At 67.2% G+C, this 25,193-nt stretch carries 23 protein-coding genes; 19 read left to right on the top strand and 4 right to left on the bottom strand.

From position 1 onward, the window contains the following. Nucleotides 1-6: 6 nt before the first annotated feature. Nucleotides 7-195, bottom strand: a complete 189-nt coding sequence (locus ACMGG8_RS18745; RefSeq protein ID WP_042941707.1) for a hypothetical protein — start codon at nucleotides 193-195, stop codon at nucleotides 7-9. 171 nt (nucleotides 196-366) lie between these two features. Between ACMGG8_RS18745 and ACMGG8_RS18740 the strand changes: the two genes are divergently transcribed. Further along, a complete protein-coding gene (locus tag ACMGG8_RS18740; protein ID WP_256596732.1) occupies nucleotides 367-495 on the top strand; it encodes a hypothetical protein in 129 nt (42 codons plus the stop codon). Nucleotides 496-583: 88 nt separating this feature from the next. On the opposite strand, the gene ACMGG8_RS18735 is transcribed toward ACMGG8_RS18740, so the two are convergent. After that, entirely contained in the window at nucleotides 584-1,498 is a 915-nt protein-coding gene (locus ACMGG8_RS18735; protein ID WP_060839424.1) for a LysR family transcriptional regulator, read from the bottom strand. 120 nt (nucleotides 1,499-1,618) lie between these two features. Here ACMGG8_RS18735 and ACMGG8_RS18730 point away from each other — a divergent pair, with 120 nt between their 5' ends. After that, entirely contained in the window at nucleotides 1,619-2,614 is a 996-nt protein-coding gene (locus tag ACMGG8_RS18730) for an aldo/keto reductase (protein WP_060843669.1), read from the top strand. 48 nt (nucleotides 2,615-2,662) lie between these two features. Here ACMGG8_RS18730 and ACMGG8_RS18725 read toward each other — a convergent pair whose 3' ends face one another. Next, entirely contained in the window at nucleotides 2,663-3,196 is a 534-nt protein-coding gene (locus ACMGG8_RS18725; RefSeq protein ID WP_060839426.1) for a hypothetical protein, read from the bottom strand. Between the two features lie 455 nt (nucleotides 3,197-3,651). On the opposite strand from ACMGG8_RS18725, the gene ACMGG8_RS18720 reads away from it, so the two are divergent. Next, entirely contained in the window at nucleotides 3,652-5,646 is a 1,995-nt protein-coding gene (locus ACMGG8_RS18720) for a methyl-accepting chemotaxis protein (protein WP_414158132.1), read from the top strand. A gap of 79 nt (nucleotides 5,647-5,725) precedes the next feature. Continuing rightward, entirely contained in the window at nucleotides 5,726-6,181 is a 456-nt protein-coding gene (locus ACMGG8_RS18715; protein ID WP_414158131.1) for an SRPBCC family protein, read from the top strand. On the opposite strand, the gene ACMGG8_RS18710 is transcribed toward ACMGG8_RS18715, so the two are convergent. Further along, a complete protein-coding gene (locus ACMGG8_RS18710; protein ID WP_414158130.1) occupies nucleotides 6,182-6,625 on the bottom strand; it encodes a nuclear transport factor 2 family protein in 444 nt (147 codons plus the stop codon). A gap of 320 nt (nucleotides 6,626-6,945) precedes the next feature. Here ACMGG8_RS18710 and ACMGG8_RS18705 point away from each other — a divergent pair, with 320 nt between their 5' ends. The 15 genes from ACMGG8_RS18705 to ACMGG8_RS18635 all read left to right on the top strand — a co-directional run bounded on the left by ACMGG8_RS18705 (nucleotide 6,946) and on the right by ACMGG8_RS18635 (nucleotide 25,174). Next, nucleotides 6,946-7,395, top strand: a complete 450-nt coding sequence (locus ACMGG8_RS18705; RefSeq protein ID WP_414158129.1) for a DUF411 domain-containing protein — start codon at nucleotides 6,946-6,948, stop codon at nucleotides 7,393-7,395. Beyond that, complete coding sequence (locus ACMGG8_RS18700) at nucleotides 7,392-7,841, top strand: YqaA family protein (RefSeq protein WP_060839431.1); 450 nt, start codon at nucleotides 7,392-7,394, stop codon at nucleotides 7,839-7,841. The genes ACMGG8_RS18705 and ACMGG8_RS18700 overlap by 4 nt, the downstream gene beginning before the upstream one ends. Nucleotides 7,842-8,028: 187 nt before the next feature. Then, a complete protein-coding gene (locus tag ACMGG8_RS18695; protein ID WP_108543896.1) occupies nucleotides 8,029-8,982 on the top strand; it encodes a D-2-hydroxyacid dehydrogenase family protein in 954 nt (317 codons plus the stop codon). A gap of 445 nt (nucleotides 8,983-9,427) precedes the next feature. After that, the gene (gene glgA, locus ACMGG8_RS18690; RefSeq protein ID WP_060839433.1) at nucleotides 9,428-10,990 is read left to right on the top strand and encodes a glycogen synthase GlgA; all 1,563 of its coding nucleotides are present in this window, start codon (nucleotides 9,428-9,430) and stop codon (nucleotides 10,988-10,990) included. A gap of 12 nt (nucleotides 10,991-11,002) precedes the next feature. Next, entirely contained in the window at nucleotides 11,003-12,793 is a 1,791-nt protein-coding gene (gene treZ, locus ACMGG8_RS18685; RefSeq protein WP_414158128.1) for a malto-oligosyltrehalose trehalohydrolase, read from the top strand. Further along, nucleotides 12,790-14,871, top strand: coding sequence for a 4-alpha-glucanotransferase (gene malQ, locus ACMGG8_RS18680; protein WP_060839435.1), 2,082 nt, complete (start codon nucleotides 12,790-12,792; stop codon nucleotides 14,869-14,871). The genes treZ and malQ overlap by 4 nt, the downstream gene beginning before the upstream one ends. Next, entirely contained in the window at nucleotides 14,868-17,666 is a 2,799-nt protein-coding gene (locus ACMGG8_RS18675) for a malto-oligosyltrehalose synthase (RefSeq protein WP_414158127.1), read from the top strand. Before malQ ends, ACMGG8_RS18675 begins: the two co-directional genes overlap by 4 nt. A gap of 21 nt (nucleotides 17,667-17,687) precedes the next feature. After that, on the top strand, nucleotides 17,688-17,966 hold the full coding sequence (locus ACMGG8_RS18670) for a DUF2934 domain-containing protein (RefSeq protein ID WP_414158126.1): 279 nt from the start codon (nucleotides 17,688-17,690) through the stop codon (nucleotides 17,964-17,966). Nucleotides 17,967-18,094: 128 nt separating this feature from the next. Beyond that, on the top strand, nucleotides 18,095-20,245 hold the full coding sequence (gene glgX / locus ACMGG8_RS18665) for a glycogen debranching protein GlgX (RefSeq protein WP_060839438.1): 2,151 nt from the start codon (nucleotides 18,095-18,097) through the stop codon (nucleotides 20,243-20,245). A gap of 1 nt (nucleotide 20,246) precedes the next feature. Further along, complete coding sequence (locus tag ACMGG8_RS18660; RefSeq protein WP_414159953.1) at nucleotides 20,247-21,260, top strand: acyl-CoA dehydrogenase family protein; 1,014 nt, start codon at nucleotides 20,247-20,249, stop codon at nucleotides 21,258-21,260. Beyond that, nucleotides 21,257-22,015 carry a PIG-L deacetylase family protein gene (locus ACMGG8_RS18655; RefSeq protein WP_414158125.1) on the top strand — a complete coding sequence of 253 codons (759 nt, stop codon included), beginning with the start codon at nucleotides 21,257-21,259 and terminating at the stop codon, nucleotides 22,013-22,015. Before ACMGG8_RS18660 ends, ACMGG8_RS18655 begins: the two co-directional genes overlap by 4 nt. Further along, entirely contained in the window at nucleotides 22,012-22,611 is a 600-nt protein-coding gene (locus ACMGG8_RS18650; RefSeq protein ID WP_060843681.1) for a class I SAM-dependent methyltransferase, read from the top strand. The genes ACMGG8_RS18655 and ACMGG8_RS18650 overlap by 4 nt, the downstream gene beginning before the upstream one ends. Continuing rightward, nucleotides 22,608-23,261, top strand: a complete 654-nt coding sequence (locus tag ACMGG8_RS18645; protein WP_414158124.1) for a glycosyltransferase — start codon at nucleotides 22,608-22,610, stop codon at nucleotides 23,259-23,261. The genes ACMGG8_RS18650 and ACMGG8_RS18645 overlap by 4 nt, the downstream gene beginning before the upstream one ends. A gap of 291 nt (nucleotides 23,262-23,552) precedes the next feature. Then, a complete protein-coding gene (locus tag ACMGG8_RS18640; RefSeq protein WP_060843683.1) occupies nucleotides 23,553-24,311 on the top strand; it encodes a PIG-L deacetylase family protein in 759 nt (252 codons plus the stop codon). Nucleotides 24,312-24,394: 83 nt separating this feature from the next. Next, entirely contained in the window at nucleotides 24,395-25,174 is a 780-nt protein-coding gene (locus ACMGG8_RS18635; protein ID WP_060839444.1) for an endonuclease/exonuclease/phosphatase family protein, read from the top strand. Nucleotides 25,175-25,193 lie beyond the last annotated feature (19 nt).

Genomic DNA, 25,193 nt, shown 5'->3' with positions numbered 1-25,193 from the left:
GGCGGCTCAGGGCTTGACCTTGCGACGCATCACGCCATTGATCACCACCACGACCACCGCCACGCCAATGGCGATGTACTGGAACAGTTTTTCGCTGATCACCCCGTGGTTCTGCAGGTAGGAAAGGCCAAGCATGATCCCCAGTACCACCAGGGAAATCAGAATCGAGTATTTCAAGCGTTGTGACTGGGTCATTGCGGGGTCCTGAAGCTGAAAATGTATCCGCTGTGTATCAAGGTCGATGCCAAGCACCTACCAGGTTTTGGGGATGAGCCGGGGAAATCGGGGTCACATGGTACAGGCGCCAAGGAGATTTTGCTTACTTGACGGCCTGTTGCGTTTTCCGTGCCCTTTGAGGATTGATAAATGTTTCGTCGAATCACGCTGCTGATTCCCCTGCTGGCCATCCTGACCCTGTCAGGCTGCATCATCATGCCCCGCGATGGCGGCCATCATCGTTACTACGACGGCGGTCCCGGCTACTACCACCGCTGAAACGTGCGGCCAATCCATCGGCCGCAGCGCATCGCCTACCACCAACGCCCGCCCCGTCGCGGGCGTTTTGCTGCCAGGGGTGGCGGTTTCAGGGGCGCGAAGTCAGGTTGCCGGGACGAGCGAACAGCTCCACCAACCAGTCGACCAGCACCCGTACCCGGGTCGACAGGTGGCGCTGGGGCGGATACAGCGCAGTCAAGGGCAGCGTCGGCGCCGGGCAGTCCTGTAGCACCTCCTGCAGAAGGCCGGCCTGCAACTGCCGGGCAACGTTGTAGTACGGGGTCTGCACCAGCCCGTAACCGGCCTCGCAGGCCGCCAGGTAACCGTCGGCGCTGTTGACCGCCACCTGCTTGGGCAACTGCATCTGGCGCAACTGGCCGTCGACGAAGAACTCCAGGCCATAGCGCTTGCCGCTGACGCTGGAGAAGTACTCCACCATCTGATGCCCCTCCAGCTCCGCCGGGGACCGTGGGATCCCCCGCTGGCGCAGGTAGCCGGGGCTGGCGCACGTCACCTGCTGCAATTGCACCAGCGGCCGCGCCACCAGGCTCTCGTCCAGCGTCGGGCCGCCACGCAGGGCGCAATCGACACCTTCGCGGATCAGGTCCACCGGACGGTCATTGAGGCCGATTTCCAGCTCGATCAACGGGTAGCGGGCGGAGAACTCCGGCAATGCCGGAATCACCATCAGGCGACCGATGCCCACCGGCATGTCGATGCGCAACAGCCCCCGGGGATGGTGCCGGGTCAGGGAAAACGCCGCCTCGGTTTCCTCCAGGTCCGCCAGCAGTTGCACGCAGCGCCGGTAATAGGCGGCGCCGTCCAGGGTCGGGCTGACCTGGCGGGTGGTGCGGTGCAGCAGTTGCACCCCCAGGTGGGCTTCCAATTGCTTGATCAGGATGGTCACCGAAGCCCGGGGCAGTTGCAGGTCGTCGGCGGCCCGGGCAAAGCCGCCAAGCTCGACGATGCGGGTGAAGACGCGCATGGCGTTGAAACGGTCCATGGAATACAGGCTCGCGATTATTTAGAAAATACCAATAGTGATAGCGTTTTTAGCCTGTTTATCGGTTTTTTGTCGAGTAGCAAACTGCACGCTCTTCCCCACTCACCGGAGTAATCACCGATGCACACTCGACAACTGGGTCACAACGGTCCGCAGGTTTCCGCCATTGGCCTGGGCTGCATGGGCATGAGCGACTTCTACACCCCCGACAGCGATCCCCGGGAAGCCATCGCCACCCTGCACCGCGCCCTGGAACTGGGGATCAACCTGTTGGACACCGCCGACATGTATGGCCCCCACAGCAACGAAGAACTGATCGGCCAGGCGATTCGCGGCAAGCGCCAGCAGGTGTTCCTGGCCAGCAAGTTCGGCATCGTCCGCGATCCGGGCGACGCCACGGCCCGCGGCGTCAATGGCCGCCCGGAATACGTGCGCGCCTCCATCGACGGCAGCCTGCGTCGCCTCGGCGTGGACACCCTGGACCTGTACTACCTGCACCGGGTCGATCCGCAAGTGGCCATCGAGGAGACGGTCGGCGCCATGGCCGAGCTGGTCCAGGCCGGCAAGGTGCGCTACCTGGGCCTCAGCGAAGCCTCGGCCGCGACCCTGGAGCGGGCGCACAAGGTGCATCCCATCAGCGCCCTGCAAAGCGAATATTCGTTGTGGAGCCGGGATCAGGAAGACAACGGCTGCCTCGCCGCCTGCCAGCGCCTGGGGATCGCCTTCGTGCCCTACAGCCCCCTGGGCCGGGGTTTTCTCACCGGCGCCCTGCAAAGCCCGGACGATTTCGCCGCTGATGACTACCGGCGCCTGAGCCCGCGTTTCCAGGGGCAGAACTTCCAGCGCAACCTGCAACTGGTGCAGCAGGTGCAGCAACTGGCGGCGGACAAGCAGGTCAGTGCCGGGCAACTGGCCCTGGCCTGGGTGCTGGCACAGGGCGACTACCTGATTCCGATTCCCGGAACCAAGCAACGGCGCTATCTGGAGGAAAACCTGGGGGCACTGGAGGTGCGCTTGAGTGCGCAGGAACTGGCGTCGCTGGAGCAGATCTTCAGCCCGGGCAACACGGCGGGCAATCGCTATCCCGAAGAGGTCATGGCGCTGCTGACGCGTTGAAGCAAGCGGCTTGCGCGCTCGCCGGGCGAGCGCGCAAGCGTCGCGCAATCAGGCTTTGGTGGAGACGTTCTTGTCGGTCACCGTGGTGCCGTTGCCCTTGCCGTAGTTCTGCAGGCTCTGCAGCACGTAGATGGCCTTCTTGTACTCGGGCACCAGGTAATTGGCGTACTTGTTGCCCTTGATGTTGTTGTTCTGGATGTCATCGAGCTTCATGGCGAAGTATTCCAGGGCATTGAAGGGCTCGTCCGGGTTCTTCGGAATACCGAAGCGGTCGAACTTGTCGCCGGCGTTGAGCAGATTCAGCGCGGTGACGTCGGAAATCAGCCCGTTGTTCTTCAAGAAGGTGCTCATGCCGCCCAGGGACTTGGTGGTCACGTTGGTCGGATCAAAGCCCTTGATCTGCTTGTGCAATTTCAACTGGTCCATCTTGCGGATGTCCAGCACCGTGGGGTTGCTTCCCACCAGGCTCAACATCTGCCGCACCTTGGCGCTCTGCGAAACCGGTTTGGAGGAACTGCCACCGCCGTCCTGCACCAACAGACCCGCCTTGCTGGTCCAGCCTCCAACGTATCCGATTGCCATGCTGACACTCCTGTAGTCCGGCTTGCCGATCCCCCTGTTGCGCTTGCTAGCGCCAGCCCCTGAAAGCTCTGATAAGGGACCTGAAACTGGGTGGAAGCCGTGTTGAATCATCTGAATGGGCGCCAGTATCAACGCCGGGGGAGCCCAGCAACAACGCTTTATTTCCACAATTTACAATTTTTGTACAAACTCGACACAATTCGCCCAAAGGCTTGATTTACTGGGTGGACAGAGGGTCGCCCCTGCTCCAACCGTCATCTTTTCCTGGTCTGATCGAGGCTTTGCGCACCTGCCCGGGGCCTTGGCCGAGCCGCGCTCATGGCGGTTTTCAAACCCGTCGCGATTTTTTTGGACGATCGTACTAAAGAGCTGAAAAACCGCGCCGACATCCTGTGGATGCCCTGACACGGCTCATCCCCCCGAATAATAAAAAACGCTCGGTAAGGACAGGTCCCATGCCCGCTTTGCGCACCATTCAAGCCCGCTACACGCTGTTTCTGGTCCTGTTCATTGTCTTGATGCTGGTACTCACCGTCGTGGGCATCAGTCAGCTGGTCGCGCCCAAGCTGCGCCACACCGAAGAACAGGTGGCCCTCAATCGCATCGCCGAAGTGGCGGAACGCATCCAGGGCGAACTGAACAAGGTCCAGGCCCAGCAGCGCAGCATCACCCAGACCATTCCCCTGCTCGACAGCGACAGCATCGACCGGGTCCTGCCGGGGCTGGTGGACCAGTACGGCGAGCAGAAAGTCTTCGGTGGCGGCATCTGGCCCCTGCCGGGCCAGCGCACCCCGGGCCGCAACAAGCACAGCACCTTCTGGCACCGCGACGCCTCCGGCAAGCTGGTGGTCAACACGTTCTGGAACAGCGACCCGGCCCCCAACTACTACGACCAGTCCTGGTACAAGGGCGGCATGCAGACCGCTCCCGGCCAGTGCGCCTGGGCCGCGGCCTACAAGGACGACGCCAGCGCCGAACCGCGGACCAACTGCGCCATGGCCATCCGCCGTGACGGCCAGCCCTGGGGCGTGGCCACCATCGACGTGACCCTGGGCTTCTTCAACGACCTGGTGGCCCGCCAGGAAAAGGAACTCAACGCGCAGATGCTGATCGTCGAGGCCGACGGCAAGATCATCAGCAACAGCTCGCGCATCAGCGGTCCGATCGTCCTCAAGAACATTCGCGAACTGGCCGCCGCCTCGCCCTTCGCCGCCCGGATCCAGGCCGCGCTGGAGCAACGCGACAAGGGCAGCCAGCGCATCGAATTCGATAACGCCGGGGTGCCCAGCACCTTCTTCATGCGCGCCATCGAAGGCACCCCCTGGTTCCTCGCCAGCACCCTGCCCACCCAGCAGATCACCGCCCAGCGCGACGATGTGCTGAGCACCCTGAGCCTGTTGCAGATCCCCATGGTGATCCTGCTGGTGCTGCTGCAGGTCTATGCGATCCGTCAGCTGGTGCAACGGATGAAGATCCTCAAGGGCAACATCGATGCCCTGGCCACCGGCGACGCCGACCTGACCCGGCGCATCGTGATCCGCGCCGAAGACGAGCTCGGCGCCATCGGCCATTCGGTCAACCACTTCATCCAGTACCTGCAGACGATGATCGGCGAAGTGACCCAGGCCACCGACGCCATGGCCAGCAGCCTGGCGCAGTTGCAACAGAGTTCGGCCCACAGCCAGCAGATCCTGCTGCGTCACGCTTCGGAAACCGACCAGACCGTGACCGCCATCACGCAGATGAGCAGCACCGCCGACAGCGTCGCGGCCAACGCCGCGCAGACCGCGGACTTCACCCGCCGCGCCAACGAGCATGCCGAGCATTCGCGAGTGGTGGTGGGCCAGGCCTCGGGCAGCGTCATCGCCCTGATCGACGAAGTGGCCGATGCCACCCACAAGGTCGAAGCCATGCAGGCCGACGCCCAGCGCATCACCGAAATCCTCGGGGTGATCGGCGACATCGCCGGACAGACCAACCTGCTGGCCCTCAACGCCGCCATCGAAGCGGCCCGGGCCGGAGAACAGGGACGCGGCTTCGCGGTGGTCGCCGACGAAGTCCGGGCACTGGCGGCGCGGACCCAGGACAGCACCTCGCAGATCAACGAAATGCTCAGCCGCCTGAGCCAGGGCGTCAGCTCCTCGGTGAGCGCCATGGAAAACACCCAGGCCAGTTGCCAGTCGGCGGCGGACGCCACCGCGCGGGTCAACACCGGCCTTGACCAGATGGCCGATTCGGTGAGCCAGATCAACAGCCTCAGCACCCAGATCGCCACCGCCGCCGAACAGCAGAGCGCGGTGACCGAGGAGATCAACCGCAGCATGGTGAGCATCCGACACATGGTCGAGGAACTGGTGGAGAGCGCCCGAGCCGGCCAAAGCAATACCCAGAGCCTGCTGCAGGCCAACGCCCAGGTCAGCCACCTGATGAGCCGCTTCAAAGTCCGCTGAACGGTCACCCGCCGCCGCTGGCAGCACCGGGCGGCGGGACTATATTGGAGGCTCCGGTCACAAGGAAGTGGAGTGCGTCATGGGCCAGCGCCAATCACATTTGTTGCAGGAACAGATCCGCCACGAGCTGTACATCCATGCCGGTATCGACACCCTCTACTACTACGTGACCCAGCCGGACCGCTGGCCGGAATGGCACCCTTGCAGCCTGCGGGCCGACACCGGGCTCGGCGGCTCGCTGCCGGCCGGCCACCGCTTCAGCGAAACCATGGACCTGCTGGGGGTGCAGATCCCCATGAGCTACCGGGTGCTGGTCGCGCAGTTTCCCAAGGAGTTCAAGGCCGTGTTCAGCTCCGCCGCGCTGGACGGCTCGATTCACTACCAGTTGAGCAAACAGGGTGACGGCACACTGCTGCGCCGGACCCTGGCGTTCTCCACCGACCTGCATCTGAGCGGCCTGCGCCTGCGCATGGAGCAGCTGTCGGCCCAGGCCCTGGGCAATCTCAAGCAGCGCCTGGAAGCCGCGACCGGCTGATCAGAAGGCGCCGTTGGCATTGGCGGCCTGGTCCGGCAGCACCTGGCTGGTGTCCCAATGCTCGACGATCTTGCCCTGCTCCAGGCGATAGATATCGATGATCGACTTGACCACCCCCGGTTCGCGGCCGGTGTTGCGCACATGCACGATCACGAAGTCGCCATCGACGAACAGGCGTTTGATCTCGCTTTGCGATTGCGGGTAGTGCTGCTTGAGAAACTCGATAAAGGTCCTGAATCCCTCGATGCCGTCCGCCACGGCCGGATTGTGCTGAATGTAGTGCGCGCCCAGATAAGGTCGGGCAGCGGCGAAGTCCTTGTCGTTCAGGGCCAGTTGATAGAACGCCAGCACAATGCGCCGGTTCTCCTGCTCCTGGGCGCTGTACCCGGCCAGCGCCGGATTGGCCAACAACAGCAGGAACAACAACGTCAGGTAGGGTTTCATGGAACCTCGCTTGTGTGCCGCGGGCCGTGCGCCCGGCCCTGTATAAGAATGTTCGCCCTGGCCGCCAGCCCACCTGACAAATCTGTAACCCAGGCCTCAGGTTGCTGACAGCCAGCGCCGCTTAGGCTGTGCCAAACCCGCAGGACTCTATCGGCATGCAGGGCCCTGCAACAAGCCATCGGTGCATCAGGTCCGCAGCCGGTGGCGCCCGGGCAGCGGCTTTGTATCACCTTGATACATACACGGGCGCCACAAACCGGCAAAAACCGCAAAAATGCGCGGCACACGGCAATGGCCCGCGCATCCACACGAGATATTCCATGAAACACACACTGCGTCTGGCGGCCCTGTCCGCCCTGTTCCTCACCTCCCTGGCCCAGGCCGCCGGCAGCATCGACATCGATGTCCACCGGGACGCCAACTGTGGCTGCTGCAAGAAGTGGATCGAGCATTTGCAGGCCAACGGCTTCAACGTCCGCGATCATGTCGAGGCCGACATGAGCCCGGTCAAGCAGCGCCTGGGCGTGGCACCGCGCCTGAGCTCCTGCCACACCGCGGTCATCGACGGCAAGTTCGTCGAGGGCCACGTACCGGCCGAGCAGGTGCTGGCCCTGCGCAAGCGCGACGACCTGCTGGGCATCGCGGCCCCCGGCATGCCCATGGGCTCCCCCGGCATGGAGATGGACGGCATGGGCGCCGAGGCCTTCCAGATCATCGGCCTGACCCGCGACGGCCGTGATGTGCTGGTGGCGGACTACCCGGCCCGTTGATCCTCGGCGCCTACCTCGGGCTGTTCCTGGCGGCCTTCGCCGCCGCCACCCTGCTGCCCCTGCAATCGGAAGCCCTGCTGGTGGGCCTGCTGCACAACGACCAACTGAGCGTGCTCGGGCTGTGGCTGGTGGCCACCCTGGGCAATGTCCTGGGCTCCCTGGTCAACTGGTGGCTGGGACGCCGCCTGGAGCAGTACAAGGAGCGCCGCTGGTTCCCCGTCGGCCCGCGGCATCTGGAGCGGGCCCGCCAGCACTACCAGCGCTACGGCCACTGGTCGCTGCTGCTGAGCTGGATGCCTCTGATCGGCGACCCGCTGACCCTGGTGGCCGGCGTCATGGGCGAGCCCCTCAAGCGTTTCCTGCTGCTGGTCAGCCTGGCCAAGGGCGCGCGCTACGCCGTATTGGTGTGGCTGACCCTGGGCTGGCTGACCGGCCCGGGCGCCTGACTGACACCCCGTAGCGGGCTGGCCAGCCAGGGTACCGCCAGGACCATGCGCCTCCTGGGACCTGCTCGCCGAGCAGCCGACGCCAGCGAAATCTGCGTGCGCGGGACGGCGGATCTGCGCCATGATCGGCAGCCTCAGCAGGCCCCGCCGGGCCGCTTGATCCGCCCCCCGAATCAGGAGCCCGTACATGACGCTGCAGATTGCGGTAATCGACGATTGGCAAGACGTGGCCCGCGAGGTGGTCGACTGGTCGGTGCTGCAGAGCATCGGCCAGGTCAGCTTCCTGCATGACTACCCTGGCGAGCGCGAGCTTCTGGTGCAGCGCCTGCTGCCGTACCAGGTGATCTGCGTGATGCGCGAGCGCACCCTGTTCGACGCCGATCTGCTGCAACGCCTGCCCCAACTCAAGTTGCTGCTGACCGGCGGCATGCGCAACGCCGCCATCGACCTTGAAGCCGCCAAGGCCCTGGGGATCCAGGTCTGCGGCAGCGACAGCTACCGGCAGGCCGCCCCGGAACTGACCTGGGCACTGCTCATGGCCCTGACCCGCAACCTGCTCAACGAGGCCAATGCCCTGCGTGCCGGCCACTGGCAACAGGGACTGGGCGGCGATCTGTACGGCAAGACCCTGGGCCTGCTCGGCCTGGGCAACATCGGCCAGCGGGTGGCGCAGTTCGGTCAGGTGTTCGGCATGCGGGTGATTGCCTGGAGCGAGAACCTCAGCGCCGAGCGCGCGGCCGCCGCGGGGGTGATCCACGTCAGCAAGCAGGCCCTGTTCGAACAGGCCGATGTGCTCTCGGTGCACCTGGTGCTCAGTGAACGCAGCCGCCACCTGGTGGACGCCCAAGCCCTGGCCTGGATGAAGCCCGACGCCCTGCTGGTCAACACCGCCCGGGGGCCGATCGTCGACGAGGCGGCGTTGATCGCCGCCCTGGAACAGGGCCGGCTGGCCGGAGCCGCCCTCGACGTGTTCGCCGAAGAGCCCTTGCCCGCCGGGCATCCGTTCCGGCACCTGCCCAATGTCCTGGCCACGCCCCATATCGGGTATGTCACTGAGCAGAACTACCGACTGTTCTTCAGCCAGATGATCGAGGACCTGCAGGCCTGGCACGCCGGCCGGCCGATCCGTCTGCTCAACTGACCCGCCGCCTCCCCGGCCCATTTTCGGGCAGCGCGCCCCAGGCCCTGCACCAGCGGCTGGCAGGGCCTCACCGTTTTCGCGCCGAGGGCTGCACGGCCACGCTCGCCGACGGTGCAGCCACGACCTTTCGTCGGGAGATGTCCTGGCTCCCGCCAGCCCTCCGGGGGAAAACCCCGGGGCCCACGGCGACGCTCTAGGTTCTGTCCTAGACTGAATTTCGCCCCGTGACCGGCCGGTCACTTTGACACTGAAAAAGTCGAAACTTTTCGCTTCGGCCCAGGGTCAGGTTAAAGGTAGGGCCGCTGCCACTGGTGCATTCCTTGCAGCGGCTGATCCACCCTTTCTGCTTCAGCGCTCGAGCAGCTCAGGCTGATCGATGTGTGGCGCGTTTGCGCCCGGCCACAGGAATTGGCCGACAGCACTTCAATAAAAACGGGAGAGACCTATGATCAGCGCCGTATTGAATACTCAGGGAGAGCATCCTCAACCGCAGGCCGGTGAACGCACCGCCCAGCCGACTTCGGGGAGCAAGACGGTGCTGCCGCTGGCCCGGCACAATCCCAACCGCAAGCGGGTGCTGTTCGTCACTTCGGAAATCGCCGATCTGGTCAAGACCGGCGGCCTGGGCGATGTCTCCGCGGCCCTGCCCCGAGCCATGGCCCACCTGCACGATGTGCGGGTGCTGATCCCCGGCTACCCCCAGGTGCTGCACAGCGAGAACCCCATTCACATCATCGGCGAGCTGGGCGGCCACGCGGCGCTGCCGGCGTGCAAGATCGGGCGCATGGACATGCCCGACGGCCTGGTGATCTACGTGCTGATCTGCCCGGAGCTCTATGAGCGCGAAGGCACGCCCTACGGCGCCAACAATGGCCGCGACTGGCCCGACAACCATATTCGCTTCGCCCGCCTGGGGCTGGCCGCCGCCGACATCGCCGCCAACCTGGCGCAGATCCACTGGTGCCCCGATCTGGTGCACGCCCACGACTGGCCCGCCGGCCTGGCCCCGGCCTACATGCACTGGCGCGGACAACGCACGCCGACCCTGTTCACCATCCACAACCTGGCCTACCAGGGCGTGGTCAGCCTGGCCTCCTGCCCGGAGCTGGGCATTCCCGAACACGCCCTGCAACAGGAAGGCATGGAGTTCTACGGCAAGCTGTCGTTCCTCAAGGCCGGCATGGCCTACGCCAGCCACATCACCACGGTCAGCGCCACCTATGCCCAGGAAATCACCACCCCGGCCTTCGGTTGCGGGCTGGACGGCTTCCTTGCCAGCAAGACCCAGCAGGGCCTGCTCAGCGGCATTCCCAACGGCATCGACGAGAGCTGGGACGCCGCCACCGACAGCCATCTGTTCCGCCCCTTCAGCATCGGCGACTGGGAAGGCAAGGCGGCCAATGCCGCCTATGTGCGGCAGATGTTCGGCCTCGACCCCAGCAACGGCCCGTTGTTCGCGGTGGTCTCGCGGCTGGTCTACCAGAAGGGCCTGGACCTCACCGAGGCGGTGGCGGAGTTCATCGTGCAAGCAGGTGGCCAGATCGCCATCATCGGCCGCGGCGAACCGGAAGAGGAGCAATCCATGCGCGCCCTGGCCCGGCGCTTCCCCGGGCGCATCGGGGTGCATATCGGCTTCAACGAAACCGACGCCCGGCGCATGTTCGCCGGCAGCGACTTCCTGCTCATGCCCTCGCGCTACGAGCCCTGCGGCCTGAGCCAGATGTACGCCCAGCGTTTCGGCTCGCTGCCGGTGGCGCGCAACACCGGCGGCCTGGCGGACACCATCGACAATGGCGTCACCGGGTTCCTCTTCGACGAATCCACGGTCCCCAGCTACCAGGAGGCCCTGACCCGGGCGTTCAAGGTGTTTGCCTACCCGGCGCTGCTCAACGCCATGCGCTGCCGGGCCATGGCGGCGCCGTTCAACTGGTGCAAGGCGGTGGAACCCTACGCCGAGCTCTATGAGCAGTTGGTGGCCAAGGCCCTGGGGCAGGCCGTGAGGCCGTAGGGGCCGGGCACCATGTCACTCAGCCCCCCCGCGAGCCACGGCGCGGTTGTCCTGGACGCTGCGCGCACCCGCTTCGCCCTCTGGGCCCCGGATGCGCGCAGCGTCAGTCTCGAACTCGACCAGGGCCGGTCGCTGCCCATGCAGGCCGAGGCCGAGGGCTGGTTCGTGCTCCAGGCGCCCTGTCCTCCGGGCAGCCGCTACCGCTTCAAGATCGACCAACAGCTGCTGGTGCCGGACCCGGCGTCCCGGGCCCAGGACGGCGACATCCACGGCCCGAGCCTGGTGGTCGCCGCCGACGCCTATCCATGGCAGCACCCGGCCTGGGCTGGCCGCCCCTGGCACGAGGCGGTGATCTACGAGCTGCATGTGGGCGTCATGGGCGGCTACCAGGCGGTGCAACAGGCCTTGCCGGGCCTGGTGGAACTGGGGGTGACCGCCATCGAGCTGATGCCCCTGGCGGAATTCCCCGGCGCGCGCAACTGGGGTTACGACGGGGTTCTGCCCTATGCGCCGGAAGCCTCCTACGGCCCGCCCGAAGCGCTCAAGGCGCTGATCGACTGCGCCCACGGCCTGGGCCTGGCGGTCATTCTCGACGTGGTCTACAACCACTTCGGCCCCGACGGCAACTACCTGCCGCACTACGCCAAGGGCTTCTTTCGCCAGGACCTGCACACGCCCTGGGGCGCGGCCATCGACTTTCGCCGCCGCCCGGTACGCGACTTCTTTATCGACAACGCGCTGATGTGGCTCCTGGAATACCGCTTCGACGGCCTGCGCCTGGATGCGGTGCACGCCATCGACGACCCGGACTTTCTCCTCGAACTGGCCCGGCGGGTGCGCCAGGCCGTGCCTCCCGAGCGCCATGTGTGGCTCAACCTGGAGAACGAACGCAATCAGGCCAGCCTGCTGCAACAGGGCTTCGATGCCCAGTGGAACGATGATGGGCACAACGCCCTGCACGTGCTGCTGACCGGCGAAACCGAGGCCTACTACGCCGACTTCGCCGACGACCCGACCACGCAACTGGCCCGCTGCCTGAGCCAGGGCTTCGCCTTCCAGGGCCATGTCGACCGCCACGGCAAGGCCCGGGGCGAACCCAGCGGCCACCTGCCCCCCAGCGCTTTCGTGCTGTTCCTGCAGAACCACGACCAGATCGGCAACCGGGCCTTCGGCGAGCGCCTCAACCAGCTGGCACCGCCCCAGGCCCTGCACGCCGCAACCGCGCTGTTGCTGCTGTCCCCGATGATTCCGCTGCTGTTCATGGGCGACGAGGTCGCCGCCGAGGAACCCTTCCTGTTCTTCACCAGTCATCAGGGACCACTGGCCGAGGCGGTGCGCGAGGGCCGGCGCAACGAGTTCGCCGCCTTCAGGGCCTTTGCCGATGCCCGGCAGCGCCAGGGCATCCCCGACCCCAATGCCCTTTCGACCTTCCAGGCCTCGCGGCCGCAGCCGCGCTTCGACCAGGCCGCCGCGACCCGGGCGCTGTACCAGAGCCTGCTGCAGATCCGCCACCGCCAGTTGCTCCCGCGCCTGCCCGCCGCCCAGGCCCTGGGCACGCGGGTGCTGGCCGAGGGCGCCCTCAGCGCGCACTGGCGCCTGGGGGATGGCAGCCGCCTGCGCATCGACCTCAACCTGAGCCCGCACCGGGTCGAGCTGGCGCCCGAGCCTCCGGGGCAACTCTGGTTCGAACACCCGCCCCACAGCCTCGACCACTGGCGCCAAGGCTGGCTGCCGGCCTTCAGCGTGGTGGTCCAGCTGGACGACATACATGCCCCGACAGCCCCTGATGGAGAATGCCTATGAGCGATGCGCAACTGGAACTGCTGGCCAGCCGCGCCGGCCTGGCCGTGGATTGGATCGATGCCAACGGCCGTGGGCAGAAGGTCGAACCCCGGGTCCTGCGGGCAGTGCTGGCGGGCCTGGGCCACCCCGCCGACAACGACCAGGAAATCCGGCACAGCCTGCAGCAACTGGAGGAACTGCAACACAGTCGCCACCTGCCGCCGCTGCTCACTGTCGACGTCGGCCAGGGGCTGGATCTGGCCCGCTACTTTCCGGCGCACACGGTCTGCGCCATCCAGCTGGAAGACGGCAACCCGCTGTCCCTGTCCCTGGATCAGGCCAGCGTGCTGCCCGGCGTGCTGCCCGTGGGCTACCACGGGATACAGGTGAACGACGAACACTTCGTCCTCGCCGTGGCCCCCGAACGCTGCTACAGCGTGGCCGACGCCGTGGACCAGGCCACGCCCCGCGCCTGGGGCCTGACGGTGCAGCTGTATGCCCTGCGGCGTCCCGGGGATGGCGGCTTTGGCGACACCCAGGCCCTGGAGGATCTGGCCCGCCAGGCCGCCGAGCGCGGTGCCGACGCCCTGGCCATCAGCCCGCTGCACGCCATGTTCGCCGCCGATCCCCAGCGCTACAGCCCCTACTCGCCCTCCAGCCGGCTGTTTCTCAACAGTCTGTACGCCGCGCCGGCGGCCATTCTCGGGGACCGGGCCTGGCGCACCGCCATCCAGTCCTGCGGGGTCGGCGAACAGTTGCAGGCCCTGGAGCATGAGCCGCTGATCGACTGGCCCCAGGCCGCCAAGGCCAAGCAGTTGGCATTGCGGGCCCTGTATGCGGGTTTCTGTCACGGCCAGCACCCACTGCACGAGGACTTCGCCAGCTATCGCCGGGCCGCCGGCGAAGCCCTGGAAAACCACTGCCGCTTCGAAGCCATCCAGGCCCAGCGGGCGGCCCGTGGCGAAGACCTGGACTGGCGCCACTGGCCAGAACAGTGGCGCAACCCGGCCAGCCCGGCCCTGGCCCGCTTTGCCCAGGAGCAGGCTGAGGAAATCGGCTTTCATGCCTTCTGCCAGTGGCTGATTGCCCGCGGCCTGGAACGGGCCCAGAGCGCGGCCCGCAGCGGCGGCATGGGCATCGGCCTGATCGCCGACCTGGCGGTGGGCGCCGACGGCGGCGGCAGCCAGGCCTGGAGCCGCCAGGAGCAACTGCTGGCGTCCCTGACCGTGGGCGCGCCACCGGACGTGCTCAATCGCCAGGGCCAGGGCTGGGGCATCTGCGCCTTCTCCCCCGAAGGCCTGCAGCGCCATGGCTTTCGTGCCTTTATCGAAATGCTGCGGGCCAACTTCGCCCACGCCGGCGGCCTGCGCATCGACCATGTCATGGGCCTGCAACGCCTGTGGGTGATTCCCCTGGGCGCGCCGCCCAGCGACGGCGCCTACCTCAATTACCCGGTGGACGACCTGCTGCGCCTGCTGACCCTGGAGTCCCACCGCCATCAGGCCATCGTTCTCGGCGAAGACCTGGGCACGGTGCCCGACGGCCTGCGGGACAAGCTCGCCGCCCGGGCCATGCTCGGCATGCGCGTGCTGCTGTTCGAACAGGACCACGGCTGCCACTTCAGGCCGATCCTCGACTGGCCGGACAACGCCCTGGCCACCACCAGCACCCACGACCTGCCGACCCTCAATGGCTGGTGGCAGGGCCGCGACATCGACTGGAACCTGCGCCTGGGCATGGTGGACGAACACGGCGCCCGGCAATGGGCCGAACACCGCCAGCGCGAGCGTGACGGCCTGCGCCAGGCCCTGGCCCGGGACCCGCAGAACTTTCGCCAGGACTGCCAGGAAACCGAGCAGGTGATCGACGCTGCCGTGCGCTTTCTCGGCCACACCCGGGCGCCACTGGTGCTGCTACCCCTGGAAGACGCCCTGGGCATCGATGAACAGGCCAACCTGCCCGGCACCCTCGACAGCCACCCCAACTGGCGCCGGCGCCTGGCCAGCGCGAGCCGCCGCCTGCTGGAGGACAGCGACGCCGCCCGGCGCCTGGAACTGCTGGCCTGCGCCCGCCAGCAAGCCCTAGAGCGTGACCGATGAACTCCAGCACCCTGCCCCAACCCCTGCCCCTGTTGCGGGCCAGCCTGCGCCTGCAGTTCCACCGGGGGTTCAGCCTCGACGACGCCGTGCCTCTGGTGCCCTACTTCGCCCGCCTGGGCATCAGCCACCTCTACGCCTCGCCGCTGCTGTGCGCCCGGGCCGGATCGATGCACGGCTACGACGTGGTGGACCCGACCCGGGTCAACCCGGAACTGGGCGGCGAAGCGGCCCTCAGACGCCTGGTGAGCGCCTTGCGCGCCGAGGGCATGGGCCTGATCCTGGACATCGTCTCCAACCACATGGCGGTGGGCGGCAGTGACAACCCCTGGTGGCTGGACCTGTTGCAGTGGGGGCGCCTGAGCCCCTATGGCGAATTCTTCGATATCCAGTGGCACTCCCCCGACCCGCTGATGCAAGGCCAGCTGTTGGTGCCCTTTCTGGCCACTGACTACGGCGTAGCGCTGCAGCAAGGCAGCCTGCCCTTGCAGCTGGACGAGGATCTGGCGGGCTTTCATGTGCAGCACCACGAGCATCGTTTTCCCATCTGCCCTGCCGACTACGGGGAGCTGTTGCGGATCGAATCGCCCCTGGCGCCGGCGGCCGCGGCCGAACTCAAGGCCCTGGCCGGCGCCTTCGACGCCCTGCGCTTGCACGGTGATGCCCAGGCCCAGGCCCGGCCCCTGCAGCAGGCCCTGGCGCGCCTGCTGCAACAGCCGGCGCTGCGCCAAGCGGTCGCCGAGCACTTGCACGGCTACGACGGACGTCAGCCCGAAGGCCTGAGCCGTCTGCATCAATTGCTGGAGCGCCAGAGCTACCGACTGGCCAGCTGGCGCACCGCCGCCGATGACATCAACTGGCGGCGCTTCTTCGACGTCAACGAGCTGGGCGGCCTGCGGGTCGAGCGCCCAGCGGTGTTCGAGGCCACTCACGCCAAGATCTTCCAGCTGATCGAAGAAGGCCTGGTGGACGGCCTGCGCATCGACCATATCGACGGCCTGGCCGATCCCCGGGCCTACTGCCGCAAGCTGCGGCGCCGGGTCGAGCGCCTGCGCCCCGGCCAGCACCTGCCGATCTATGTCGAAAAGATCCTCGGCGCCGAAGAAACCCTGGCCCGCGACTGGCAGGTGGACGGCAGCACCGGCTACGAATTCATGAACCAGCTGTCGCTGCTGCAACAGGCCGCCACGGGCCGGCCACTGCTGGCCGAACTCTGGAGCCGGTACAGTCGGCGGCCGGCGCAGTTTGCCCGGGAGGCGCTGCTGGCCCGTCAGCAGATCCTCAACGGTTCTCTGGCCGGCGACTTTGAAAGCGTGGCCCAGGCCCTGCTGCAAGTGGCGCGCCTGGACCTGATGAGCCGCGACCTGACCCTGGGCGCCATTCGCCGGGCGCTGCAGGAACTGATCGTGCACTTCCCGGTGTATCGCACCTACATCAGCGCCCGCGGCCGCGGCCCCCAGGACCAGCGGTTCTTCCAGCAGGCCATGCAGGGGGCCCGGGCCAGCCTGGGCGAAGCCGACTGGCCGGTGCTCGATTACCTGGAGCGCTGGCTCGGCGGCCAGGGCTGGCGGCAACAGCCGGCGGGTCGCCCACGCAAACTGCTGCGCCACGCCTGCGTGCGCTTCCAGCAACTGACCTCGCCGGCGGCGGCCAAGGCGGTGGAGGACACCGCGTTCTATCGCTCGGCGGTGCTCCTGGCGCGCAATGACGTGGGCTTCGACACCGAGCAGTTCAGCGCGCCGCCCGCGGCCTTCCACAGCGCCTGCGAACAGCGCCTGGAGCGGTTCCCCGACAACCTGCTGACCAGCGCCACCCACGACCACAAGCGCGGCGAGGACAGTCGCGCGCGCCTGGCGGTGCTCAGCGAGCGCGCCGCCTGGTACGTGCGCCAGGTGCAGGCATGGCGGCCGCTGGCCGAGCCGTTGCGCCAAGGCCGCGACGGGCCATCGGCGGCGGATGAGCTGATCCTCTACCAGACCCTACTGGGCAGTTGGCCCCTGGACCTGCAGGCAGATGATCAACCGGCCCTGGCCGACTACGCCCGGCGGATCGGGCAGTGGCAACTCAAGGCCCTGCGCGAGGCCAAGCTGCACACCAGTTGGGCCGCGCCGAACCCGGAGTACGAAGAGGCCGCGCAAGGGTTTATCGAGCGCCTGCTGTGCGCGCCCGAGGGCCTGCCCTTGCGTCGCTCGATCGCCGATGCGGTGAATGCCATCGCCCCCGCCGGCGCCCTCAACAGCCTGGCGCAAACTTTGCTGCGCATGACAGTGCCGGGGGTGCCGGATCTGTATCAGGGCAACGAGTTCTGGGACTTCAGCCTGGTGGATCCGGACAACCGCCGGCCGGTGGACTACGGGGCCCGGCAACAGGCGCTGAACCGCTTGCGCGATCCCCGCGAGTGGCTCACAGGTTGGCGCGACGGGCGCATCAAGCAAGGCCTGATCGCCCGGACCCTGGGCCTGCGCAGCCAGTACCCGGAGCTGTTCCGGCGCGGCCACTACCGGCCCTTGCCGGTGCTCGGCCAGGAGGCGGGACGGGTTCTGGCCTTCATGCGTGAATACCGGGAGCAACGGTTGGTGGTGATAGTACCGATCCGGGTCGCCGCGCTGCTGGAGGACAGCGCAGTGCCCAAGGTCGATGCACAACGATGGGGCGATACCCGGGTGCAACTACCGTTCACCGCCTCGCGCCGCAACCTGAATGGACTTTTTTCAACCGGAGCAGTCACACCCCATAAGGAGTTGCTGATCAGTGCCGTATTGCAAGACTTTCCGCTCAATCTTTTGATTCAACATTGAATCCAGTCCAGGAGCATTGCGATGAGTACCGACGACAAACGCATTCGTGAATTCGCCTATCAGATCTGGGAATCGGAAGGCAAACCCCAGGGCCAGGAAGCCCGGCACTGGGACATGGCGCGCAAGCTGGCCGAAGCCGAAGCCCTGGCGCCGCCGCCCCCGGCCAAGGCCGCCAAGCCCAGGACCCGCACCGCCGCCGCCAAGCCCAAGGCCAAGCCGGCCGCCGCCGTGGTCCTGCCTCCGGGCGAGAAGCCGGCGCCGAAGAAACCCCGGGCCCCGCGCAAGCCGCCCGCCCACTGACGCCCTTCCCCACCCGTTGATCACCGCCGACCCGTGGCGCGTCATGGCGCCACAAGGGTTTGTCTCGCCCGGAAAAAACCGGAGCAGCACGGGTATCAGCACTTGTCATCAGACCTGCAGGAGCAACCATGAGCCGATCCAAGCAGACTCCCGAGCACGAACCCTCGCGCATCCGTGAAGGCCTGCCCTTCCCGCTGGGCGCCACCTGGGATGGCCTGGGCGTCAACTTCGCGCTGTTCTCGGCCAACGCCACCCGGGTCGAACTGTGCCTGTTCGACGCCACCGGCGAAGTGGAACTGGAGCGCATCGAACTGCCGGAATACACCGACGAGATCTTCCACGGCTACCTGCCCGATGCCCACCCCGGGCTGATCTACGGCTACCGGGTGTACGGCCCCTACGACCCGGCCAACGGCCACCGCTTCAACCCCAACAAACTGCTGATCGACCCCTATGCCAAGCAACTGGTGGGGGAACTGAAATGGTCCGAGGCGCTGTTCGGCTACACCATCGGCCACCCGGATGCCGACCTGAGCTTCGATGAGCGTGACAGCGCGCCCTTCGTGCCCAAGTGCAAGGTCATCGATCCGGCCCACACCTGGGGCCACGACCAGCAGATCAACGTGCCCTGGGACAAGACCGTCATCTACGAGACCCACGTGCGCGGCTTCACCATGCGCCATCCCGCGGTGCCGGAAAACCTGCGGGGCAGCTTTGCCGGGCTGATGGTCGACGACGTGCTGGAGCACATTCGCAAGCTGGGGGTGTCGTCGGTGGAGCTGTTGCCGATCCACGCCTTCGTCAACGATCAGCACCTGCTGCACAAGGGCATGACCAATTACTGGGGCTACAACAGCATCGCCTTCTTCGCCCCGGACCCGCGCTACCTGGCCAGCGGCAAGATCGCCGAATTCAAGGAAATGGTCGCGCACCTGCACGAAGCCGGGCTGGAGGTGCTGCTGGACGTGGTCTACAACCACACCGCCGAAGGCAACGAACAAGGCCCGACCCTGTCCATGCGCGGCATCGACAACGCCTCCTACTACCGCCTGATGCCCGACGACAAGCGCTTCTACATCAACGATTCCGGCACCGGCAACACCCTGGACCTGAGTCATCCCTGCGTGCTGCAGATGGTCACCGACTCCCTGCGCTACTGGGCCACGGAAATGCACGTGGACGGTTTCCGCTTCGACCTGGCGACCATCCTCGGCCGCTACCACGATGGTTTCGACGAGCGCCACAGCTTCCTCGTGGCCTGCCGCCAGGACCCGGTGCTGCGCCAGGTGAAGCTGATCGCCGAACCCTGGGACTGCGGCCCCGGCGGCTACCAGGTGGGGCGCTTTCCGCCGGGCTGGGTGGAATGGAACGACCGTTTCCGCGACACCGTGCGGGCCTTCTGGAAAGGCGACGACGGCCAGTTGGCGGACTTCGCCGGGCGCATGACCGCCTCCGGCGAGATGTTCAACCAGCGCGGCCGGCGGCCCTACGCGTCGGTCAACTTCGTCACCGCCCACGACGGCTTCACCCTGCGCGACCTGGTGTCCTACAACGACAAGCACAACCAGGCCAACGACGAGAACAACCAGGACGGCAGCGACAACAACCTGTCCTGGAACCATGGCGTCGAAGGCCCCACCGACGACCCCGAGATCAACGCCCTGCGCCTGCGCCAGATGCGCAACTTCTTCGCCACCCTGCTGCTGGCCCAGGGCACGCCGATGCTGGTGGCCGGCGACGAATTCGCCCGCACCCAGCACGGCAACAACAACGCCTACTGCCAGGACAGCGAGATCGGCTGGGTCAACTGGGAGCTGGACGCCGACGGCAAGGCGCTGCTCAAGTTCGTCAAGCGCCTGATCAAGCTGCGCCTGAACTACCCGATCCTGCGGCGCGGGCGCTTCCTGGTCGGCAGCTACAACGAGGACCTCGGGGTCAAGGACGTCACCTGGCTGGCCCCGGACGGCAACGAGATGAGCACCGAACAATGGCAAGACCCCCACGGCCGTTGCCTGGGCATGCTGCTGGACGGCCGCGCCCAGGAAACCGGGATCCTGCGCCCCGGGGCCGACGCCACGGTGCTGCTGGTGGTCAATGCCCATCACGACATCGTCAATTTCCGCCTGCCCGAGGTGCCGGCCGGCGAGTTCTGGAGCTGCATGCTCGACACCAACCAGCCGGCGGTGCGCGGCCAGGAGCGTTTCGCCTTCGGCCACAGCTACTCGGTGACCGGACGTTCGCTGCTGCTGTTCGAGCTGCAGCATGAGGAAGAAGACTGAAATGGACCTGCAAGCCTTCCTGCGCCATTACCCCGACCTGGGGCACGCCGATGCCCCGGCGCTGGGCCTGTGCCTGGAGGCTCTGGTGGCCGCCGGCCTGGATCGCCTGCCGCGGCCGGCGAGCGGTGCCACCCTGCAGCGTTGGCAGGCCCTGGCCCGGGTCGCCGGACATGACCTGGGCCTGTGCAAGCTCTACGAGGGACACACCGATGCCCTGGCGATCATGCAAGAGCTGGACTGCACCGTCGCCCCCGGCACCACCTGGGGCACCTGGGCCGCCGAACCACCCCGGGCCCGGGTTCAGGCCGACGCCGACGGCCCGCACTGCCGCTTGCGCGGGACCAAGGCCTGGTGCTCGGGAGCCGCGCTGCTCAGCCATGCCCTGCTCACCGCCTGGGACAGCGCGGGGCGCCAGCGCCTGGTGGCGGTGGCCCTGGACCAGCCCGGGGTGCAGGTCGAGCGCGGCGGCTGGCAGGCGGTGGGCATGGCCAATACCGACAGCCGGCAGGTGCGGTTCGACCAGGCACGGGGCCATTGGGTCGGCGGGCCGGACGACTACCTGCAGCGCCCGGGTTTCTGGCAGGGCGCCATGGGCATCGCCGCCTGCTGGCTGGGCGCGGCCCAGGCCATCGCCCTGCCGCTGCGCGAACACTGCGCCAAGCACGACGAGCCCCACGCCCAGGCGCATCTGGGGGCGGTGGACAGCGCCCTGCATCAGGCCGCCTGCGTCCTGCGCCACAGTGCCCGGCAGCTGGACCAGGCCCCCGACGCCGATTGCCAACTGCTGGCCCGGCGCACCCGGGCCGTGACCGAAGCCAGCGTCGACAGCCTGCTGCGGCATGTCGGTCGGGCCCTGGGTGCGGGCCCCTACTGCCTGGACCGGCACTTCGCCCGGCTGCTGGCCGACCTGCCGGTGTTTATCCGCCAGAGCCATGCCGAACGCGACCTGGCCCAGCTCGGCCAACAGCTGGCCGGCGAAGCCGCTGCGGCGGACCGGGGAGGATGGTGCCTGTGAAAGCCAATCCGATTGTCGGCCGCGGCACTTCACTGAAGGCCTGGCAGGCCTCCTCGCACCTGCGGGCGATGGCCTGCGTGGATATCCAGACCCTGGTTGCGCCCGGTTCGCGGGCGGTGATCGTGGCCCCGCACCCGGACGACGAAATCCTCGGCTGCGGTGGCCTCCTGCAATTGCTGGCGGCCGCGGGACGGGAACTGTTGCTGATTTCGGTCACCGATGGCAGCGCCAGTCATCCCGGCTCACCGCGCTGGCCCATCGAGCGCCTGAGCCTGGTGCGGCCCCAGGAGTCCGCCGAAGGCCTGCGCCGCCTGGACCTGCCACTGGCGCGGATCACATGGCTGCGCGGCGGCTTCCAGGACAGCCGCGTGGCCCGGGACGAAGCGGCCCTGGCGCGCTACATCCAGGCGTGCCTGCGGCCGGACGATGTGCTGTTCAGCACCTGGTGCGAGGACGGCCATTGCGACCACGAGGCCGTGGGCCGGGCCAGCGCCCTGGCCGCCCGGACCACGGGTACGCGCCTCAGGGAGTTGCCCATCTGGGGCTGGCACTGGGCCGACCCCGAGGGCCGCCAGTTGCCCTGGGAGCGCGCCCGCAAGGTGCTGCTCAGCCCCGCCCAGGTGGCACGCAAGCGTCACGCCATCCAGGCCTTCGCCAGCCAGTTGGAAGGCGACCCGGACATTGGCCTGGCACCGGTACTGGCGCCACACATCATCGAGCGTCTGCTGCAACCCTTCGAGGTGGTATTCCTATGAGCGTCGACAGTCACTATTTCGAAGGGCTGTTCGCCCGGGACCAGGACCCCTGGGCCTTTCGCCGACGCTGGTACGAACAGCGCAAGCGCGCCATCACCCTGGCCAGCCTGCCGCGGCGCCATTACCGGAGCATTTTCGAACCCGGATGCGCCAACGGCGAACTCAGCGCCGAACTGGCGACCCGCTGCGACAGCCTGCTGTGCTGCGACACCGCACAGACTGCGGTCAGCCTGGCCCGGCAACGCCTGCGTTCGATGCCCCAGGCCCGGGTGGAATGCGCGCGCCTGCCCGAGGACTGGCCCGACGGCCCCTTCGAGCTGATTGTCATCAGCGAGCTTGGCTACTACCTGGACCCTGGGGATCTGGCGCGCCTGGTGACTCGGGCCCTGGACTCCCTGGCCGCCGACGGTCAGTTGCTGGCCTGTCATTGGCGTCCGCCCATCGCCGGCTGTCCCCTGGAGGGCGGGCAAGTGCATGCAATGCTCCACCGGCAGTTGCAGCTGCCACGCCTGCTGGAACATCAGGATGCGGATTTTCTCCTCGACCTCTGGGGCCGCGACGCGGATTCGGTCGCGACCCTGGAGGGCCTGCGATGATCGGTGTGGTGATTCCCGCCCATAACGAAGAGCGACTGCTGGCCGACTGCCTGCAATGCGCCCTGACAGCCGCCAGCCACCCCGAGCTGAAGGAGGACGTGCTGATCCTGGTGGTGCTCGACAGCTGTTCCGACCGCTCCCTGAGCATCGCCCGCCAGTACGACGTGCAGCACCTGCAATTGCAGGTGCGCAATGTCGGACGGGCACGCGCCGCCGGCGCGCAATGGCTGCTGCAGGCCGGGGCACGCTGGCTGTCGTGCACCGACGCCGACAGCCGGGTGCCCGCGGACTGGCTGGTGGCCCAGCTGGCCCAGGGCACCGACGCCGTCTGCGGCACGGTCACCGTCGACTGCTGGAGCGAAGGCTTCGCGCCCCAGGCCCAGGCCCGCTACCACGATGCCTACCAGAGCGCCGATGAGCATCGGCATGTCCATGGCGCCAACCTGGGCATCAGCGCCGCGGCCTATGTTCGCGCCGGCGGTTTCGAAGCCCTGGCGTGTCACGAGGACGTGCAACTGGTGCGACAGCTGCAGCGCAGCGGCGCCAGCATCGCCTGGAGCCGGCACCCGCAGGTGATTACCAGCGGGCGCCTGGACAGCCGGGCCCGGGGCGGCTTTGGCGATTACCTGCAAAGCCTGGTCGAACCTTGAAGGGCGAGGAAGTAGCGCACGACTTTCGTCTTGTGGCCTCCCCCGGGAAGCAATTGCCGTCTACCCTGTGACAGGGTTCGTAATGCTCGAACAAAGCTTGGGCCGCCCCTGCGTGGACGGTTCCAGGCTGTGTATGATGAGCCCCGCATCGCGGCGCCCCAAAGGGATGGAGCGCCGGTACTTCACGCTGAGGCGGATGCCGGAATCAGCGTGCGGACAAACCCAGGGGCGCGGCTCGACGGTGGTTCCACCGCCCAGGCCGCGACCCGACAAACAGGGACGTGACACCTCATGAAAGCCATACCCGCAGTAGACAACAGCTGGTCCAGCCAGATATGGAACTCCGCCCGCCGACTGGCCGAGGTCCCGGCCATCAACCTGGCCAGTCTGGTTCCGCCAGGCTCACGGGCGGTGATCGTCGCCCCCCACCCCGGTGACGAGGTGGTCGCCAGCGGCGGACTGCTGCAAGTGCTGGCCCACCACGGCCACCCTTTGCAGTTGATCTCCATCAGCGACGGCAGCGCCAGCCACCCGGGCTCGGAACGCTGGCCCAAGCGCCGCCTCAGCGTGTTCCGCCCCCAGGAAAGCGCCGAGGCCCTGCGTCGCCTGGGCTTGCCGCTGCACAGCCTGAAGTGGATTCGCGGCGGCTTTGCCGACAACGCCCTGAGCGAGCGCGAGCAGCAACTGGTGCCCTTCATCAGCCGCTACCTGCGCGACAGCGACGTGGTGTTCAGCACCTGGCGCGCCGACGGCAACCTCGATCACGAAGCGGTGGGCCGGGCGACGGCCAAGGCCACGGCCCTGGTGGGCGCACGTTTCTACGAAATTCCGCTGTGGGCCTGGCACTGGCCGTCGCGGGAGGAGCATCAGATCCCCTGGCAGCGGGCCCGCAAGCTGCGCCTGGACACCTGGACCGTGGCCCGCAAGCGGCATGCTGCCCACGCCTATGCCAGCCAGCTGCAGGGCGAGCCGGAGATCGGCCTGGAGCCGGCGCTGTCTCCGGTGCTGCTGGAGCGCTTGCGCCTGCCCTACGAGATCATCCTGATGTAGACCGGGGCCGATGCACATCCAGCTGAACGCGAGCGCCTGCCGTCAGTCCCATCAGTAACCGCCACGGAAACACAGGAGCCCGCGTGAGCATCGATTGCCCCCCTCAGCCCGACCCACCAGGCATCAGCCGCCTGCGGGTGCTGACCGTCAATACTCACAAGGGCTTCACCGCCCTCAACCGGCGCTTCATTCTCCCGGAGCTGCGCGAGGCGGTACGCAGCACCCGGGCCGATCTGGTGTTTCTCCAGGAAGTGCTGGGGGAGCATGAGCGCCACGCCTCACGCCTGAACAACTGGCCCGAGCAGTCGCAATACGAATTTCTCGCCGACAGCATGTGGAGCGATTACGCCTACGGGCGCAATGCGGTGTACCCCGACGGCCATCACGGCAACGCCCTGCTGTCGAAGTTTCCCATCCGCCAGTACCGCAACCTTGATGTCTCCATCACCGGTCCCGAACGCCGGGGCCTGCTGCACTGCGTACTGGATGTGCCGGGCCACGCCGAAGTGCACGCCATCTGCGTGCACCTGAGCCTGCTGGAGAGCCATCGGCAACAGCAACTGGCCCTGCTGTGCCAGTTGCTCGAATCCCTGCCCGCCGAGGCGCCGGTGATCATCGCCGGCGACTTCAACGACTGGCAGATGCACGGCAATGTCACCCTGGGGCGACGGGACGACCTGCACGAAGCCTTCGAGCGCCATCACGGCCGCCCGGCCAAGACCTACCCGGCCCGCTGGCCGTTGCTGCGCCTGGACCGCATCTACCTGCGCAACGCCAGCAGCCATCGACCGCAGATTCTCGGCAACAAACCCTGGACCCACCTCTCCGACCACCTGCCCCTGGCGGTGGAAGTGCACCTCTAGCCGGGGCTCGCTGCCCGGC

Origin of the sequence: Pseudomonas sp. BNK-45, assembly GCF_047456255.1 — a bacterium.
GTDB lineage: Bacteria > Pseudomonadota > Gammaproteobacteria > Pseudomonadales > Pseudomonadaceae > Aquipseudomonas.
This window is presented reverse-complemented; position numbering and strand designations above follow the sequence as displayed.